General features: G+C 45.7%; 15 protein-coding genes. 4 read left to right on the forward strand and 11 right to left on the reverse strand.

Going from position 1 to position 17,336, the window contains the following annotated elements; translation table 11 throughout:
• Window positions 1-217: 217 nt before the first annotated feature.
• The 4 genes from C7B77_RS07935 to C7B77_RS07950 all read right to left on the reverse strand — a co-directional run bounded on the left by C7B77_RS07935 (window position 218) and on the right by C7B77_RS07950 (window position 6,716).
• Window positions 218-4,420: a GAF domain-containing protein gene (locus C7B77_RS07935; protein ID WP_106302504.1), complete on the reverse strand. Its 4,203-nt coding sequence runs from the start codon at window positions 4,418-4,420 to the stop codon at window positions 218-220.
• 33 nt (window positions 4,421-4,453) lie between these two features.
• Window positions 4,454-5,041 carry a chemotaxis protein CheW gene (locus tag C7B77_RS07940; protein ID WP_146138231.1) on the reverse strand — a complete coding sequence of 196 codons (588 nt, stop codon included), beginning with the start codon at window positions 5,039-5,041 and terminating at the stop codon, window positions 4,454-4,456.
• A gap of 102 nt (window positions 5,042-5,143) precedes the next feature.
• Window positions 5,144-5,518, reverse strand: coding sequence for a response regulator (locus tag C7B77_RS07945; RefSeq protein WP_106302510.1), 375 nt, complete (start codon window positions 5,516-5,518; stop codon window positions 5,144-5,146).
• A 28-nt stretch (window positions 5,519-5,546) separates the two neighbouring features.
• Window positions 5,547-6,716, reverse strand: coding sequence for a response regulator (locus C7B77_RS07950; RefSeq protein WP_106302513.1), 1,170 nt, complete (start codon window positions 6,714-6,716; stop codon window positions 5,547-5,549).
• A gap of 569 nt (window positions 6,717-7,285) precedes the next feature.
• On the opposite strand from C7B77_RS07950, the gene C7B77_RS07955 reads away from it, so the two are divergent.
• Entirely contained in the window at window positions 7,286-7,486 is a 201-nt protein-coding gene (locus tag C7B77_RS07955) for an NblA/ycf18 family protein (RefSeq protein WP_106302516.1), read from the forward strand.
• Window positions 7,487-7,760: 274 nt separating this feature from the next.
• Window positions 7,761-8,888 carry a geranylgeranyl reductase family protein gene (locus C7B77_RS07960; protein WP_106302519.1) on the forward strand — a complete coding sequence of 376 codons (1,128 nt, stop codon included), beginning with the start codon at window positions 7,761-7,763 and terminating at the stop codon, window positions 8,886-8,888.
• Window positions 8,889-8,968: 80 nt separating this feature from the next.
• Here C7B77_RS07960 and C7B77_RS29755 read toward each other — a convergent pair whose 3' ends face one another.
• From C7B77_RS29755 to C7B77_RS07975, 4 genes are all read right to left on the reverse strand, one after another.
• Window positions 8,969-9,133, reverse strand: coding sequence for a hypothetical protein (locus C7B77_RS29755; protein WP_181243760.1), 165 nt, complete (start codon window positions 9,131-9,133; stop codon window positions 8,969-8,971).
• A gap of 32 nt (window positions 9,134-9,165) precedes the next feature.
• Entirely contained in the window at window positions 9,166-10,509 is a 1,344-nt protein-coding gene (locus tag C7B77_RS07965) for a TldD/PmbA family protein (protein WP_106302522.1), read from the reverse strand.
• 71 nt (window positions 10,510-10,580) lie between these two features.
• On the reverse strand, window positions 10,581-11,180 hold the full coding sequence (locus C7B77_RS07970) for a hypothetical protein (RefSeq protein WP_106302525.1): 600 nt from the start codon (window positions 11,178-11,180) through the stop codon (window positions 10,581-10,583).
• Between the two features lie 19 nt (window positions 11,181-11,199).
• Entirely contained in the window at window positions 11,200-12,684 is a 1,485-nt protein-coding gene (locus C7B77_RS07975; RefSeq protein WP_106302528.1) for a TldD/PmbA family protein, read from the reverse strand.
• Window positions 12,685-13,020: 336 nt separating this feature from the next.
• Here C7B77_RS07975 and C7B77_RS07980 point away from each other — a divergent pair, with 336 nt between their 5' ends.
• Window positions 13,021-13,326: a hypothetical protein gene (locus C7B77_RS07980; protein ID WP_106302531.1), complete on the forward strand. Its 306-nt coding sequence runs from the start codon at window positions 13,021-13,023 to the stop codon at window positions 13,324-13,326.
• A gap of 183 nt (window positions 13,327-13,509) precedes the next feature.
• Here C7B77_RS07980 and C7B77_RS07985 read toward each other — a convergent pair whose 3' ends face one another.
• The 3 genes from C7B77_RS07985 to C7B77_RS07995 all read right to left on the reverse strand — a co-directional run bounded on the left by C7B77_RS07985 (window position 13,510) and on the right by C7B77_RS07995 (window position 16,832).
• Window positions 13,510-14,715 carry an NF038122 family metalloprotease gene (locus C7B77_RS07985; RefSeq protein WP_106302534.1) on the reverse strand — a complete coding sequence of 402 codons (1,206 nt, stop codon included), beginning with the start codon at window positions 14,713-14,715 and terminating at the stop codon, window positions 13,510-13,512.
• 285 nt (window positions 14,716-15,000) lie between these two features.
• Window positions 15,001-16,251 carry an NF038122 family metalloprotease gene (locus C7B77_RS07990; protein ID WP_106302537.1) on the reverse strand — a complete coding sequence of 417 codons (1,251 nt, stop codon included), beginning with the start codon at window positions 16,249-16,251 and terminating at the stop codon, window positions 15,001-15,003.
• Between the two features lie 371 nt (window positions 16,252-16,622).
• Window positions 16,623-16,832, reverse strand: a complete 210-nt coding sequence (locus C7B77_RS07995; RefSeq protein ID WP_106302540.1) for a chlorophyll a/b-binding protein — start codon at window positions 16,830-16,832, stop codon at window positions 16,623-16,625.
• A gap of 204 nt (window positions 16,833-17,036) precedes the next feature.
• On the opposite strand from C7B77_RS07995, the gene C7B77_RS08000 reads away from it, so the two are divergent.
• Window positions 17,037-17,303, forward strand: a complete 267-nt coding sequence (locus tag C7B77_RS08000; protein WP_106302543.1) for a MoaD/ThiS family protein — start codon at window positions 17,037-17,039, stop codon at window positions 17,301-17,303.
• The last annotated feature ends 33 nt before the right edge of the window (window positions 17,304-17,336 follow it).

The following is a 17,336-nucleotide window of genomic DNA, read 5'->3' on the forward strand; positions in this document are numbered from 1 at the left end:
GGGAGTTGGGAGAGGGAAGTTGGGAGTTGGGAGAGGGAAGTTGGGAGAGGGAAGTTGGGAGAGGGGAGAGGGGAGTTTAGGCAAAAGTGGGCATTTGAAAAAAAGTGGATGATCGAAGAATGTACGTGGACACTAACGTCGTGACTACTCACTCCCAACTCCCAACTCCCAACTCCCAACTCCCAACTCCCAACTCCCAACTCCCAACTCCCAACTCTTACTCAATCTTGAACTGACCGACATTCTTCTGTAATTCCTGAGCGAGGGTGAGTAGCTCTTGGAAAGAGGCTTGGACGTTATCAGCGCGCAGTGAAGTTTTGTGGGAGATATCGGCGACGCGATCGATACTTTGAGTTACTTGCAGTGAATTTTCGGATTGAAGTAGTGCGGCTTGGGCGATCGATTCGACTAGTTCGCCGATTTTGGTACCGATGGCGGTGATGCGATCGAGGCTCAATCGGGTTTCATCGACTAGTTTGGTACCGATGACTACTTGTTCGGTACCTGCTTCCATTGCCGTAACTACTTCACTCGTCTGTGCCTGAATACTGGCGACGAGATTCTCAATTTCTCCGGTAGCGGCAGCAGATTGGCGCGCCAGCGAGCGGACTTCTTCGGCAACTACCGCAAAGCCGCGACCCTCTTCACCCGCGCGGGCGGCCTCAATACTGGCATTGAGTGCCAGCAAGTTGGTTTGTGCGGCAAAGCTACTAATCAGGTTGACAACTTTAGAGATTTTTTGGGAAGATTCACCCAGTCGCTTGACTTTTTTGGCAGTTTCTGCAACTGTGTTGCGAATCGTCAAAATCCCTTCTACCGCTGAGTTCATAGCGGCATCGCCAGCTTGAACTAATTGCGCCGACTCCATTACGGCAGATTCGGCAACTAGGGCATTGTTAACGACTAGCTCGATCGAGCCAGACATATCTTGGAGGCGACGTAAAGCTAAACCGATATCTTCAGATTGTTGCAAGGCTTCGAGCGACAGTTCGGCAACAGAGATTTCGTTGATATTGGTGGTGCTGACTACTTGCTGCGAGATATTCCGCACTTTCCCAACCAGTCGGCGCAAACTCTCGACGGTAGAGTTATACGAGTCGGCGATCGTGCCGATTTCATCTTCAGTCACATGAGCGCGAATCGTCAGATCCCCTTGACTGATCCGATCGACTTGGATCAGCAGATCCCAGGCGTTCTTTTGGAGTGCTTGTCTGGCGGCTTCTTGGCTGGCAGCATATCCAGCTTGCTGGAAGTTGGCAATTTCTAATTGGCGGACTAGTTGCCCTTGGTTGAGCGCGACACCGACTTGAGCCGCGAGTTGCAGCAGGAGATCGATTTCTGATTGCTGCCACTGACGCGGCTGCCGACACATAGTACCGCTGAATAGCCCAAAGAATTTATTGTTGACGATAATCGGGGTGGTGACGATCGACTTGATGTGGACTTGGGCTAAATTAGCCAGCAGCTCGGGACTAAATTCCGTAGTTTCGAGACTATCGAGTTGAATGAACGAACCTTCGGCATAACCCTTACCCAAAACTTCAAACATCAAATCGGCGGCAATCGTGGTACCGAGGATCGAAAATTCTGCTGCTGCGACCGATTCAGCGATGACTTTGCCTTCGCCTTGGCCGTTGCTATCTACTACCAAAATACTCGCCCGATCGAGTCCCAATGCCGTGCGGATTTCCGGTAGCGCAAGGTTGAGAATTTCGGTTTCGTCGATCGATTGTCGCAGTTTGAGCGTAATTTCTGAGATTAATTGTGACTGTCTGGCAGCAGCTTCGCGCTCCTCGATCAGTGATGCCTGATTGAGTGCCAGAGCCAGTTGGGTTGCTAATTGATTGAATAGATTAATTTCTTCTGGCTGCCAAGCGCGCGGTTCTTGACATTCATGACCGATCAATAAACCAAATAAGTGACCGTCGATCGTAATCGGCACGACCAAATTTGCCCGGACTTGCAGACTTTCTAACATCTGAATGTGACAATCGGTCAACCCAGCTTGATAGATATCGGGAAAGGATGTAATTTTACCTTGCTGGTAACCAGCATCTTTAATGCAACAATCATCGATCCGTTCGTTGAGAATCGACATCTTGCCCTCAGCTACTGATTCGGCACTAATTTTACCTCTATATTCGGCATCTAGCTCGAAAATAACGGCTCGATCGAGATCTAGTGCGTAGCGCACGAGTTCGACAGCAGTGGTAAGAATATCTTGACGTCTGAGCGATTGGCGTAATTGCAGTGTAAAGTTGGAAATAATCTGCGATCTACGCGCATCATTTTCGCGTTGAACAAAAAGTTGAGCCTGATTGAGCACCAAACTAATTTGATCGGCAATTTGGCCGAGCACCTCAATGGTATCTGCTTCCCAAGTACGCGGCTCATGACACATGTGCCCGATAATCAAGCCAGATAATTTGTTATTGACAATGACGGGTAAGACTAAATTGGCTCTAACTTGCAGGCGTTCGAGCATCTGAATGTGGCACGGCGTCAATCCGGCTTGATAAATATCATCGATCGCCGTAATCCGTCCTCTTTCGTAGCCTGCACCGTGAGTTTTTTGCAGACAAGTATCGTCGATCGTCTGTCCCAAAATCGATGGTCGATCGGGGGCGAGCGATTCGGCCACGATGGTGGTTTCCCAACTGTCATTGAGAGTCAAGAATATCGCCCGATCGAGTTCAAACGTCTGCTGAATATTTGCTAGAGCCATCTCTATAATCAAATCGCGATCGAGTGACTGCCGCAGTTGGAGTGAAATTTCGGAAAGTAAATTCTGCTGCGCCAGCTTCGCCGTGCGTTGGGCGATCGACTTGCGCCGCTCGAGCACTAATCCAATGCGATCGGCCACAGTGGCAAATTTGTCACTCTCGGCTTTAGTCCATCTTCGGTCTTCGGTACACACATGGCCGACGAGCAGCCCCAAAACTCGATCTTCAAATAAGATCGGCGTTACCAACCGCGCACGGATCTGGAGCTGTTCTAGTATTGCGATCTCATCGGCCTTGAGTCCGCCACTCTCATTGAGATTGTAAATATTAGAAATGCGATCTGGCCAGCTCTCTTCACTGTCGATCTCATACTGTAAATATCGCTCTAACATCGTCTCGTCGGACAATACATAGGCCGGAGCTACTGCCATGGCCACAATTTGACTCGGTTGTGGCGTACTCAAGCCGATTGCCAGCGACCGATCGAGATTGAATTCCTGGCACACTAGCTCTAATGCTTCTTCTAGCAGCCGAGTCGATTCACTCGCATCGTTTACTTGCAGTGCTTGCGACAACATATTCGTGCGCTGCAATTCTAAAGCTTGAAAATTCCAAGTTGTAATTTGCTCGATGGCTAAACTCAAACGCTGTGCTGTTTGGTTACAAAAAGCGACTTCCCAAGATTGCCACTCCCGCAAGTGACTACATTGATGGATGGCGAGTAATCCAGTTAGTTCGCGATCGACCAAAATCGGCACGACGATCGTCGATTTTAGCTGCATTTTGGCAACAAACTTCCGTTGTTTCGTACTGAGTTGGAGCCGACTGTAGTCTTCAATTACCGAGCTTTTACCTTGCTGGTATCGCGCCCACTCTTCTGAAGACTCTGTAAAAGAGATGGGTTCGACTAGCGTTGAGAGTGTTGCCGCATGGCCATCGGCAATTGATTCGGCAACCACCGTCGCACTGCCATCTGGATGGCAACGATAGATCGATACTCGATCGGCATTGAGGATATTGCGCACCCCATTGACACTAGTATTATAGACTTGGAGCCGATCGACTGATTCTTGAGCGGTAAGCGCGATTTTACCAAATAGTTTGTTGGCTTTTGCCGCCAACTGCTGCTGTTGCAGAGTGTTATTAAAGTTAGCAACTAGCTGGTTGAAGCTATCGGCTAGTTCTTGAAATTCATTGGTATTCCCCGGCTCAACGCGGACGGAAAGATTGCCGCTAGCTGCTTCAGTAAGTTTGTTGGTAACTTGTTTAATCGAACCAGACAGTTGGCGACTCGCCCACACTCCAATCCCCAGATTGACAAACCCGATCGATAGCAAGATCGCGATCTCTACCCATTGACGCTCTGACGATACTTCTTGACGCTCGATTTGTGCCGATGCTGGCGATTGAGGTCTAACAATTTTACTCACCAACAGCCATCCACCCAAACCGACTGGTAGGATCGCCGAGCACAAAATCATCAACACGATTTGTTGCTGCAACGTTCGCGACTGCCGCTGCGCTGGCTCGCTCCTGCTATGAGTCAGATGTGAGGCATGAATGGGAGTCAGATCTGCACGTTCTGCATCGATCCAAGCCAATGAGTCGGGATCGTCAGTAGCTGTGCGCTCGTCCAGACTGGGTAATTCTGGGACATTCGTCGTTGTTTGGGCTTCGTCTCGATCGATCGTATTCATCAGTTTATGGTGATAAAAATAGTTTTAATTTATTTAGACATCAGCATGAAGATCGGCCCGATCGAAGATCGATCGTCCATCCAAAACCAGAAAATTTTCACCCGTTACTGATTGCCACACTCCCCGCGACCATGGTGATAATTCGGGATAGATGTGACTCGGTGCGGGAATGTGAGTCGTCGCTAGCGAGTACCATTCGATCTCGGCAATGGCATCTACTACCAAACCGATCGTCTTGACCGAGCGATTTTCACCAGCTCCAGAGCTTAAATCGCCATCGACAATACTCGTTAGCACGATCGTCGGGGAGAGACTCCGATAATTGCGAGCGGAAGTGTCTAGACCTAATAATTTTGCCAAATCGACAATCCACAGGATTTCGCCCCGCCAATTGTAAACACCCATTACCATCGGCGGTAGATGGGGCATGGGCACCACTCGATCGAGCGGAATATTTAATAGTTCGGTAACTTGTTGGCGTTGCGATTGGGTATGAGCATCGATCTCCATCAAAGCCACGAGATCGGGTTGAATCGTAAATCTCAAAAATTGCTGTTGCGTTGGCGCGGACTCAACAACTGATGCCGATCGACGCGCGTGAGTATTGCTGGCTGCGTTCAATATATTCACCTCAACAATTATCGGTAATTCATTATTTGCTAATCGATCTTTTGTTTTAAATTTAAGGTGATTTTATCCACAATCCGATTGACGTTGCCAGATTCAACCAATCAATTTTTGCATAACATCAATAAAATCATTTCGATTCACAGGTTTGCTCAAATAAAGATCTGCACCTTGCTTTAATCCCCAGAATCTATCCATGTCGGTATTTTTTGTCGAGCACATGACTACAGGAATTTTCTGTGTTTCTGTCTGAGTCTTGATCGTCCGACAAATCTCAAATCCGCTTCTGCCTGGTAAAACTACATCTAAAAAGACGATATCTGGTTTATTATTACTTAAATAACTGAGAGCTTCTTCTCCGCTGGCTGCCGAAATTACGCGCCAACCTAAATTCTCTAGGTAACTAGTCAAAATCATCAGATCGGTATGCATATCATCAACAATCAATGCTGTAGACATTTTGGTTGCCATAAATAATAGATACTTTAAATAGTTGTAATTATTTGTTTAAAACTGGGCTTAAATACTTGCGAGCGACTTCTAATACTAATTCTGATTGGACTGGTTTCGTCAAAAAGTCAGTTGCGCCAACGACCTTGGCTCGAACTCTGTCGATCACCCCGTCATTACCTGTCAAAATCACAATTGGGGTATTTTGAAAAGCACCGATTTTGCGCAACCGACTACAAATCTCATAGCCATTAGCATTGGGCATCACCAAATCTAGAAAAATTAAGTCCGGCTTTTTGGCCACAACGATCGGAATGGCTTTGAGTGAATCCATCACGCTGGTAAATTGATACCCTTCTTGTTGAAAAATTTGCTCTAACCGATCGCACACGAACGGACTATCGTCGATACAGACGATCGATGACGCTTTAGAGCCGCGTCGCTGTTTGCCAGACGCAACTGGACTGGTAAAGTCGGCGAGATCTATCAAGCTGAGCATTCCTGATTCTAGATGCGCTCGAAATGATTGCCCGATCGCCACAGGTGTTTTCTTAGCTTTGGCAGCAATCTCGCGAATACTATGTTCTCCATTTAATACAAATCGCAGTGCTTGATAGGCAGATGGCGAAACTATCCGTTGAAAATCTGTCGGTGCAACAATTTTAATCGCACGATCGGGTAAGATTTCTGCCAATCCCACCTGTTGCCATTGCTGCTGTTGTTGGACGGCGATCCCCAAGGCTCGATCGAGATCGATCAGCGTTAACTGCGGACTGAGGCGATCTCGATCGACTTGTTCGTAGCTGACTTCCTCGGCTTGAACGATATCAAACAATACCTCTACGATCGTGGTTTGAATGTGTTTGATTAAGGCATCTCGGCCAATTCGTCCTTGCTTGGCCCAATTGACCAATAAATAATACTCCCAGCAGCTATTTAGCTCGCTTGGCGTCAATGCCGAAACATTTGTCAGCGCATCGATCCGGACTTGGAGATCCTCCGCAGCACTGATATCTACGCCTGCTAGAGTGGAATTTCTCACCCAACGGCGAATTGGATGGCTACCTCCAGTCGCATAAAGGATGCGACCGAGGTAGACATAAAGGCACCACTCTTGCCCCAATGTACTTTTGAGTAATATATGTCCACTGAAGTGTTGGTGCTTGATCTCACTCAACTGAGTAGCCAAGCGATCGAGCGTTAGATATTCAGCAACCATGTGATTTTTCCGTTGTCAGCAGCTAGGGTCATGCGGGATTCCGTTAGGGCTAATCATGTCGATTCCGTAGGCTTAGTATGCCCACAATTGCCATCTTTTGCTCACAATGTGAATTAGAGGATCGGGGCTAGTAGTCTTAGGCATAAATAGATGTACTAGTGTGTCCCGTGTTTCGGGAATTGGGAATTGGGAATTGGTAGTGTCAGATAGGAACCTGAGATGTGTCTGTTCGTAAGCTCAGACACAGTTCAACACCGCTCTCCTCATCCTGCAAATCCCTAAACCCTGCTAAGAATTATCAAAGTGTCTTGACAAAACTTAGATTTTGTTCGTGTTGAGCATTTTCGCTTGAATTAATTTGTTAAAAATGAAATTAAGCAGTTCTCAAGCCCTGATGACTAGATAATTTACGTCCATGGGAATACCCCGGATCTGCAATTTTACAGATCGACAGTCTTGTCAAATAAATGTTATGCTTCTTAACATATAGGCAAAAGTCCGATCTCAATTCAGTCAAATGTCCCTTAGTAATCGGCTCGCGCTCGATATTCACAGTAGGAGTACACAGTATGTCTAAATCATTCGACCTATCCTTAGAACAACAATTCAGCATCCGCTCGTTCGAGCACCAAGTCAAAGACATGAGTCACGCACAGGCACAAGAATTTCTCGTCAACCTGTACAAACAAATGATGCTCAGAGAAAACAGTTACAAAAACCTCATCGCACATCAATGGGGCATGGACGAACCCAACGGCCAAGCCGCATAGTGTGGGTTCAGAGTCAGAACGTTTATACTGGAGAATTATTCCAGGTTGAGTACATAGATGCAGACAGTTAAGACTGGTCAAAACCTGTGATGGTTTTGTAACTAGCGACCTCCCTCTCTATCTAAACGATCGATAATGATGGGGTTTGGGGCGCAGACTGTTTGACATTACAGAAAAAATACAATATCTTTAGTTTCTAAGCAGTTGGTAGCTGTACAATGGTCGAGATTGTGGCTAATTGAAGCCATGGCCAAAGTATCCCAATAGCTATTTTATGTTTGATTGCATTATTGTCGGTGCTGGCCCTGCTGGAGGCAGTGCAGCGTACCATCTAGCCAAACAAGGTCGATCGGTATTAATTCTCGAAAAAGATAGTCTACCTCGGTATAAACCTTGCGGTGGTGGCGTCTCTCCAGCGATCGCGCAGTGGTTTGATTTTGATTTTAGTCCTGCAATCTCCTGTCGAGTTGACACTTTGCGGTACACGTTGAATTTAGAAGATCCCGTCGATGTCAAGCTCGAAAACCAAGAGCCAATCTGGATGGTAAAACGAGATGTATTCGACCATTTTCTCGTCCAACAAGCCCAAAAACAAGGTGCTGAATTACGTGACAATACTGAAGTTAAAAGTATCGAATTTAAAGTCGATCGGTGGGTAGTAAATACGGCCAATGGTAGCATCGAAGGCAAATATTTAATCGGTGCCGATGGAGCCAAAGGTAATATGGCCAAATGGCTGGGCTTTAAAGATCGCAAGCGTCGTCTGGCTGGAGCATTAGAAGTCGATGCCGCTAGCGATAATGTTGTCAATACCATTAACTTTGAATTTGGCTTAGTCAAAAACGGTTATATTTGGAACTTCCCTAAAGCCGATGGCTATTCGATCGGGATTGGTACCTTTCGCGGTGGCGAAGCCCAAGACTTCAAAAAAATTCTCGATGTCTACGGTAAAGGTGCATTCGGCATCGATATTAACAACTTCAAACAATACGGTCATCCCCTCTGTCTTTGGGATGGCGACCAAAAACTTCACACCCAAAATGCCGTCTTAGCTGGCGAAGCCGCCTGTGTTGTGGATCCGATGACCGCTGAAGGCATTCGTCCCTCAATATTCTCTGGGATTAAAGCAGCAGAAGCGATTCACTCCGCGCTTGGCGGTACTAGCAACGCGCTAGAAAAATATACCGAGACAATGATGACAGAATGGGGCGCAGATATGAAGTGGGCGCAGCGGCTAGCCACTGCTTTTTATCAATTCCCCAAAGTCAGTTACAAAGCAGCCGTCAAACGTCCGTCGGCAAGTATGACCATGGCACGAGTTCTCGCTGGCGAACTCAGCTACTCCGATATCGCAGGTCGAGCGATCAAGAAGCTCAGTGGTAGCCTCTTTGGTGGCAAATAATCGATCGCGTGATTTGGCGTTGCTAGATCTATGTATGATTCATCAAATAGAAAATTGATGAAACCAGAGGTAGGGGTAATTCATGAATTACCCCTACCTCTGGTTTCATACCTCAATCCAGCAACGCCCACGTGATTTTTGCCAAGACAGCGATTTGCGAAAAGTCGGAGCTGTTGAATGTTTCCGCCCGACCACCACTTAGTGGCGGCGCGCTTTTCTTTGAGACAAGCCGCGATACCAGACATTGCCCTTAACCTATTTGACAACCGACATCACTTTATTCGCCAGTAACAGATAGTCCCTCTACCCAAATTCGCGGACAAACACCGCTATTTGTCAGCTCTTCTTTTGGCTCGATATACGCGATCGAGTTTAATAATTCGCGGAAGTCTCCGGCAACAGTTGCCGCTTCAATACTGGTTTTTACGCCCTTATTAATTACCCAACCATCAAAAGGCAAGGAAAAGGAACCTTGTAACGATTGTACACCAGCATGGAGGGCTTGGAGGTCATCGATCAGGATGACATTTTCAGCGGTATCCAGGTTGTATTTATCCTCGATTGTTTCGCCCCCAGACACATGGTAAAAGTGGGGAGAAACAGTAATTTTCGATCCCATATTGGCATGTCCCGTCGGTTGAGCATTCATCCGTTTGGCAGTTCCCGCACTATGAATGAATGATGACAACACGCCTTTATCGATCAAGTTAATCCGACGGGTGGGAGTCCCTTCGCCATCGAAAGTTTCGATCCCGATATTACTCGGATGCAAAGCATCATCGGCGACGGATAATAATGGCGATGCAATCTGAGTACCTAAAGATTCGGGCGTGGATAAACTTTGATTATCCAGAATACTTTGGGCGTTAAATAGATTAGAAAAAGCACCGAGCAAGCTCAAAAACGCTTCGGGAGAGAAGACTACTGTATATTTGCCAGAAGCTACCTTCTCATAGTTGAGATGACTGATAGTTTTTTCGGCTGCTTCGTCGATACATTTTTGGACGTTTAATTTATCGAAACTATGACTGAGTTCAAAAGCTCCCGCACTGCGCGGCTTTTTACCTTCTTGTTCGGTTTTGGTATATAAGTAGAGCGAAGTATAAGAACGCGAATCGCTGCGGAGCGCACCATCGCTATTGAGATAAAATTGGTCGATCGAGCTTTGGGCTAAACTATTATAGGGGACGCTTTCGATCGCTTCATGTGCCTCTAATAATTTCCGCTCTGCATCTACTAAACTATCGATCAATTGCGGTACTGTTGCAGCGTCACCTGATTCTATCTCAATTTCGGCAATCGGTGCAGTCGCTTCGGGACTAAAGTCTGGTGCATGTTCTTTGATGCCAAAAAAGCTCGCTTCATGGGCGGTTTTCAGTGCTAGCTCCAAACCATTTTCATCGACATCGGTAGTACTAGTAATCCCGACGGTATTTTCACTATTCCAGACTCGCACGGTAATTCCCGATCGATTTGAAGCTTTGACTTGCTTGGGTTCGCCTTTATCGACTTGCACGCTGACGCTATCGGTAGCCGAGCCGGACAGATCGAATTTGGAAATGCCTAGTTTGGTGGCGATTTGATGTGCGGATGCTGAGACAGTTTGGATATTTAGAGACATTTTACTAACAGCTAAATTAAACTTTATAGATATTGTGTATTGGTCGATACGCAAGTGGATATTGGATTTAACTAGATCGAAAAAGGTTGTACTGGTGCTGATGAAGGAATGTTATATCCGTGAGTATGGTAATCCATCTCAATTACTGTATAGTTTTCGTGGAGTAGATTAAGTTTCTCCGCTTGTTTGGCTAGAATTTCTCCACCATCAATCGGAAATGCCCCTCCATCACCAACACCTGTCAATCGATAAAATTGAATTTCTCGACCGTTTCCATCAACTAGTTTTCCTCCCAGACAATAGGCTTGCAGTTTAGTTAAAACTTGAGCGACTGTCACTTTTTTGATGATGATTGTTGACTGCATCCCTGGTGCAATTTGCACACCATAAGCCCGTGTGGTGACGGAGACAATATCAGTTAATTGAATATCTGAGGGTAGACAATTAGAGAACGATGATTGGCGATCTCGATCGAGATCGACTGGCTGGTTATAAGGAGCGAGAATTATCTGATGCAACCGCTCCAATGTGCTGAGTGCAAAAAACTGTTCTCCTGTCTCTAAATCGACTCGTGCTGGAATATTTTCAATACATACTAGTTCACCATTGAATTCTAATGTGTGTGATACATATTGCTCTACTAAATTTCCGGTGGGGTCTTCACTCATCATTTATCTTCCTCTGATAGCTCTACCGTCCCCCGACGGTAATCGAATCGACCTTAATATGTGGCTGTCCGACAGTTACATAAATACTGCCACTTACCGAACCGCAGAAACCCGCAGCCAACCCTAGATCTGCCGAACACATCGAAATCTTATTCATGATTTCTTTCGCTTCGCCAATCAGCGTCGCACCCTTGAGCGGCTTGGTAATTTTGCCATTTTCGATTAGATAAGCTTCATCTACCGCGAAGTTAAATTGTCCGGTAGCACCGACGCTACCGCCACCCATCTTCTTACAGTAAATGCCTTTTTCGATCGAGTTAAATAGCTCGTCTACATGATGCTCGCCGGGAGCGATATAAGTATTCCGCATCCGACTAGCCGCTGCATAAGCGTAACTATTGCGGCGTCCGCTACCCGTGCGGGGATGTCCAGTGCGGATCGATCCGGCGCGATCGGCAATAAAATTCTTAAGGATGCCATTTTCGATCAATAAGGTACGTTGGGCTGGCATTCCCTCATCGTCCATATCGATCGTTCCAAAAGCATTACCAGACAAGCCTTCATCCCAAGCCGTGAGACTTTCGTGGGCGATTTTTTGTCCCTTCATTTCGGCAAAGGGAGTAGTGTTCCGCTCGATTTGGGTAGTTTCGAGTAAGTGTCCGCAGGCTTCGTGGAAAATAACGCCACCGAATTGGTTTGCCATGATAATCGGATAAGTTCCCGACTCTACATAGTCGGCGTAGAGCATCTTACCCGCAGATTCCGAAACATCCTCCGCAGTGGCTCCATAATCCCAGGTTGTTAAAAAGTTGGGATTGCTAGTATCGCCCACGCGTTGCCCGATCGAGGAACGATTGGTACCATCGGCACATAATAGGTTGTAGCCTACCGATTGTGTCAGCCGGATATCGCGCGCAAATGTGCCGTCGCTGGATGCGACTAACACTTCTTGCCAATCGCGGAAATAAGCCGCGCGTCGCGATTGAATGTGGGTGGCTGTCTGTTTGAGCTTGCCATTGGCGGCTAAGAGCACTTCACCCATCTCGCGCATCGAGCTGCACTCTTGCAACCAACTATCTTTACCCTTTTTGGTAGCATAGTCGCGCAACAGTTCGAGATTGATTTCGGGTACGTATGAGTTGGGCGCGGGTAAGTGCAATGCCATAATCCCCAACGCTTTCTCTAAGGCCGATTTTAGCCCATTGAAGGACAGATCGTTGGTGCTGACATAACAATCGGCTTTACCCTTAAACACCCGCACTCCCGCGCCTGTAGAGAGCCGAGGTGAGATACTCGTGATTTGGTCGTCTTCTGCCAGACAGCTAATATAATTCGATCGTTCTAAAAAGAACTCCACAAAGTCCGCACCAGCCGCTCGTCCTAAACCCAGCAGTGTTGATAATGGAGCTTCCCAGGTTTCATCAAATCGATGCGTCGTCGCTGAATAACTCAGATTTGGTAGTTGCTTGGATAACAAAAATGTCTTGGGATCGATCGAAATAGTCATGCAGGCTTCTCCTGGGGTGCTTTCTTTATTGTAACGAAGAGAGTTGGGAGTTGGGAGTTGGGAGTTGGGAGTGAGAAGTTGGGATGAAAAACAAGTTAAAAAAGAAGTTAGGTAGAGTCTGAATACTATTGCAAGATTATATTAAGAACCAATAAGCGTCCTGACTCTGTGAATCTCCTCTCCACGATTCTTATCTCTCCCAACTCCCAACTTCCCACTCCCAACTGAGAAACTGTAAACATCTATGACAATTCTTATCGATTAATTGAAAAACTTACCATTCTGCAACAAAAGATCTATGCTGAAAATAGATAGTAATAGTTGTGGTAAAAACTTATGGACAAGCAGAAGTATCGGATGAACTGCACCCTCACATTTAGTGATATCTATGGGCAGATTGTGGTTTGGTTGATGGTAATTTTTATCAGCCTTGCTTCTGCTCTATCTCTATGGAGTACGACTCGCCAAATTTACGCGCTGGCAACCGTTGGTTTGATTTTAGTTTTATCTCTACCCTTCTTACTATTTGCCTTCGTCACTACCTTGCTCAATCATATTGAGTTTGTGCCGCTCGATGTCAACGAAACTACTAGCAGCAGCACTAATAAGCACAGAGGGAAAGTCGAACCTGCTACAGTATAAGCTAGCTAATATCGTTTGTAGTAACTAGTAACCGATCGTTAAGATCCCTACTTTCGATTTAAAGTCTATGTCTCTCAGCCCAATCTAAACAAAGATCGCGATCGCAAATATTAATAAATATCCAGCACATAGCCCCGACTTCTTCAAGAAGTCGGGGCTATTTATCTGACATTATCGATTAATTTAAACTGACTTATCGGTAGCTGCGTGTAGCTGCTTGCGGCGATAGATCGCGATTTTGGCAGTAATAGTCGCAAAAATCAGCGTACCGACAAAATCAGCAGGTTCGGGTACGGCAGTAGCATCTGCCCGAGCTACACTGCCAGCACCAGCAATGCCATTGCTATCTCGAACAAAATTAAGTACCTGGGCATTGGGTGTGGCATTACCCGCACGATTCCAGCCGATGACATCAAATGCCCGCTTATCATTTTCAGTAATCTGTAATAGCTCGCCAGATGAGATCGTCGGATCCATAATACCCAGACCTAGATTATCCTTCCAGTGACTATTCTGACGACCGTCGCCAAACACATCGCCTGTGGAAAAAGCTGCAATATTAGTCACACCACCATCGATCGAAAAATATTTGTCGCGAGCATCCGCTGTCCAATCGATCGCGTTAGCATTTTTGCTATCTGGAGAATAACGTAATAAATCTAATGGACTAACATATGTAAACTGACTATCATTATAAAAAGTCCCAGAAGCATTGCCGTCTAGAGTATCGACCCCACTGAGAAAACCTAATGAGTGTCCGAGTTCGTGAGCGGCAATCCCGATAAAATCAAATGCCCCGCCACTAATGCCATCATTACGATTGAAATCCCAATTAAAGGCATTGTTAAAACTAATCGATGCATCATTATTGTTGCCATTAGCTATCAAACCCAGAGCCTTAGCATTGGCAGTACTCAAATTGACAGTTTTGTTATTAGCATCACCATTATTATCCAAATAAGGGGTTGCACTACCAGCTCCATTTGGACTATTGGCAGTCCGATTGATGAGCATATTAAATGTTGGTGCTTTGGACAGACTATTTACAGCAGTATTATCGTCTGCAGATGTGCGATCGTTATTGAGAGCACCATAAACTCGATCGTAGCCAAAGGATTGAGTAGTGGAACTAGCTTCTCCTAACGTCCTGGCACCTAATGCCGTGAAATTAATATTGACGTTAACAGTGACATTATCTGTAAATAATGAAGACCACAGCGAACCTGCTGTGGTAAACCCATCGATTGCCTGTTGCGGTGTTCCGGCTGCTGGTGTGAAGTTAAATGTTAAGGCATTTGCAGGTAAAATCGCTCCACCTACCTCAATCCCACTTAAGGCAATACCCGTCATGACAGCAGCTTGTTGGAGTTTAACCAAAGAGATCTTCATTGTTGTATTTCCTAATTGATTGTCGGTATAAAAAATGTCCCGATATTAGGTAACTACATAAATATATCGATCGATTATATTTACATATTGAATTACCATGTCCGATAAAATTATCGAGATCGAGTCCTCAGACTGATGAGAGCAAGATTTAGAAAATATACCGACTACTAGCATATCAATATACGGTCGATCTCGCGATCGTCGAGATTGAGATCTATATATTCCTGTCAAAATAAATTCCCACACCACGATCGATCGTGGTGTGGGAATGGTAAAGAACGAATTCTAGAATGATTTGGCAAGTTTTTGGCGACGTTTGAGCACCATTTTGGCTCCAAAGCCAGCAAATATCAGTGTGCCGATAATATTAGAAGGTTCGGGCACTTGAGTTGCCACAGTGGCATTAACACGATTCCAACCGATGACATCAAATCCGCGCAAATCGTTTTCGGTAATTATCCCCAATTGACCTCTAGAAAAAGTGGGATTCATAATTCCCAATTCAGGATTGGTTATGAAGTTGGGACTATCTTTCCAGTGGCTTGCTTGTTGTCCGTCGCCAAAGTTAGATCCCGTGGCTAAAGCACCAATGCTAGTCCTACCATCGAATGACAAGTATTTAGCACGTGTATCCGCAGTCCAATCGATCGCACCTTGAGCCAAACTGTCTGCTGAATAACGAAATAAATCTAGGCTGTTGACAAAGGTAAATGCGCTGTCATTAAACGGGCCATTAAATGGCGGACTATTAGTATCTAAAACATCGACACCACTAGTAAAGCCTAGCGCATGTCCGATTTCATGAGTCGCCACCCCGACAAAATCAATCGCACCGCTAGCGATGCCATCGCTCGGATCGAAATCAAAAACAAAATCAGTGCTAAACGTTATCTCGGCATCAGAACCAACCGATGCCAGTGTCGGTGCCAGAGTAACATCAGTAATAATTCCCGAATCAATACTAGCAGTGTCAGGAGCAACACGAGCAACCTCACCAAAATTCCAAATTACTTGTGCAGGTGAGTCGAGTATTAAGCCTAGAGCCTTGGCATTAGCATTCGAGATGTTAATCTTCGCGTTATTGGCATTACCGTTGTTATCTAAATAAGGGGTAGCATTCGCAGATCCGTTCGGACTATTTGTCGTACGGTTCAGCAACATGTTAAATGTCGATCCGGTGGGAAGACTCGCTACCGCAGTAAAATCGTCTGCTGAAGTGCGATCTCCAGAAAGCGCAGTATAAACCCGCGAATAATCATATCTCTGACGTGTAGAACCAGCTTGTGCCAAAACATTAGCAGCTAATTTGGTGAAGTTAATGTCAATATTAATGGTGACATTATCGGTAAACAAAGAAGACCAACGCGCACCTGCGGTATTAAAGCCAGCAATAGCTTCGGCAGAGGTACCTGCTACAGGTCTGAAATCAAACGTCAATGCACTAGCTGGTGTCATCGCACCACCGCTAGCCACACTACCTAAAGCAATCCCTGTCATTACCGCTGCTTGCTTCAATTTCACAATGTAGGTTTTCATTCGGGGTAGGTGCTGAATTAATTGGTCTAAATATAATATTCATACCGAATCACAAGATACCGTAAAAACACGGAGGTTAATACGACTTGCCAAATTTCTATCCGTGATGGTACAGAAAGCACCGAAAATCGATCGGCGAAACCCCGTAGATCGGTCTTAAATTACCCACACATTCTTTGCCAAGATCGGTAGTAACACGTAGAAGCAATCCGATCGTCACAGACTTCGATCGCACTCAAATCTGCTTCTTACAGTAGAAGCAGCCGATTTTACGTATGAATACGCAATCAAAAAACGCGGTAGCAAATCTGCTGCCGCGAACACATAGGATCGGAAAAATAGGATGGGTGGATCGTTTTTATTAAGAGTTATTACAAATTAGTAATGAAACCGACGATGCCGTGTCCGGTTAAAACTTCTTGAATTAACAGCGCGACAAAACCAATCATTGCTAGGCGACCGTTGAGTTTTTCTGCGTAGTCAGTCCAGCCAGCTTGAGGGCCATCTGTAACGTACATTTTTGGCTCGATCGCGAAGTTGTTTTCTTTACCGTCGTTGTCGATGAAGGTTCTGGTTTGCATGGTTGTTTACTGCGGTATTTACTTTATAAATGTTTAGTTATGTAAACTAATATAACGATATCTTTACAAAAAAGCAAGGATTTTTTACAAATCGATTTGCCAGAACGATAAAATCAGTGAAAATCCAGACAGATTGCCAACTGTAGCCGATCGACAATATTTCATTTACGATTTAATTACCACAGATCGCCGATCGCACCGCCCATGAATGCTCCTCAATCGGAAATTACCGTCACGCTCAAACTCTTTGCTGTCTACCAAGAAGCCTTTGGTACGAGCGAAATTGCTTACCAATTCCCGCCTAATACGCCTGTCAAAGCCGTGTTAGAGCGTGCGATTGCCGATCGAGCGCAACTCGCACAATGGCGCGATGTGACGCGATTTGGCATCAATCTAGATTTTGTCGAACCGGAGACGATCTTGTGCGATCGAGATGAAGTAGTGCTGATTCCACCCGTGAGTGGAGGGTAGGGAGTTGGGAGTTGGGAGTTGGGAGTTGGGAGT

This window comes from Chamaesiphon polymorphus CCALA 037 (genome assembly GCF_003003845.1).
Taxonomy (GTDB): domain Bacteria; phylum Cyanobacteriota; class Cyanobacteriia; order Cyanobacteriales; family Chamaesiphonaceae; genus Chamaesiphon; species Chamaesiphon polymorphus.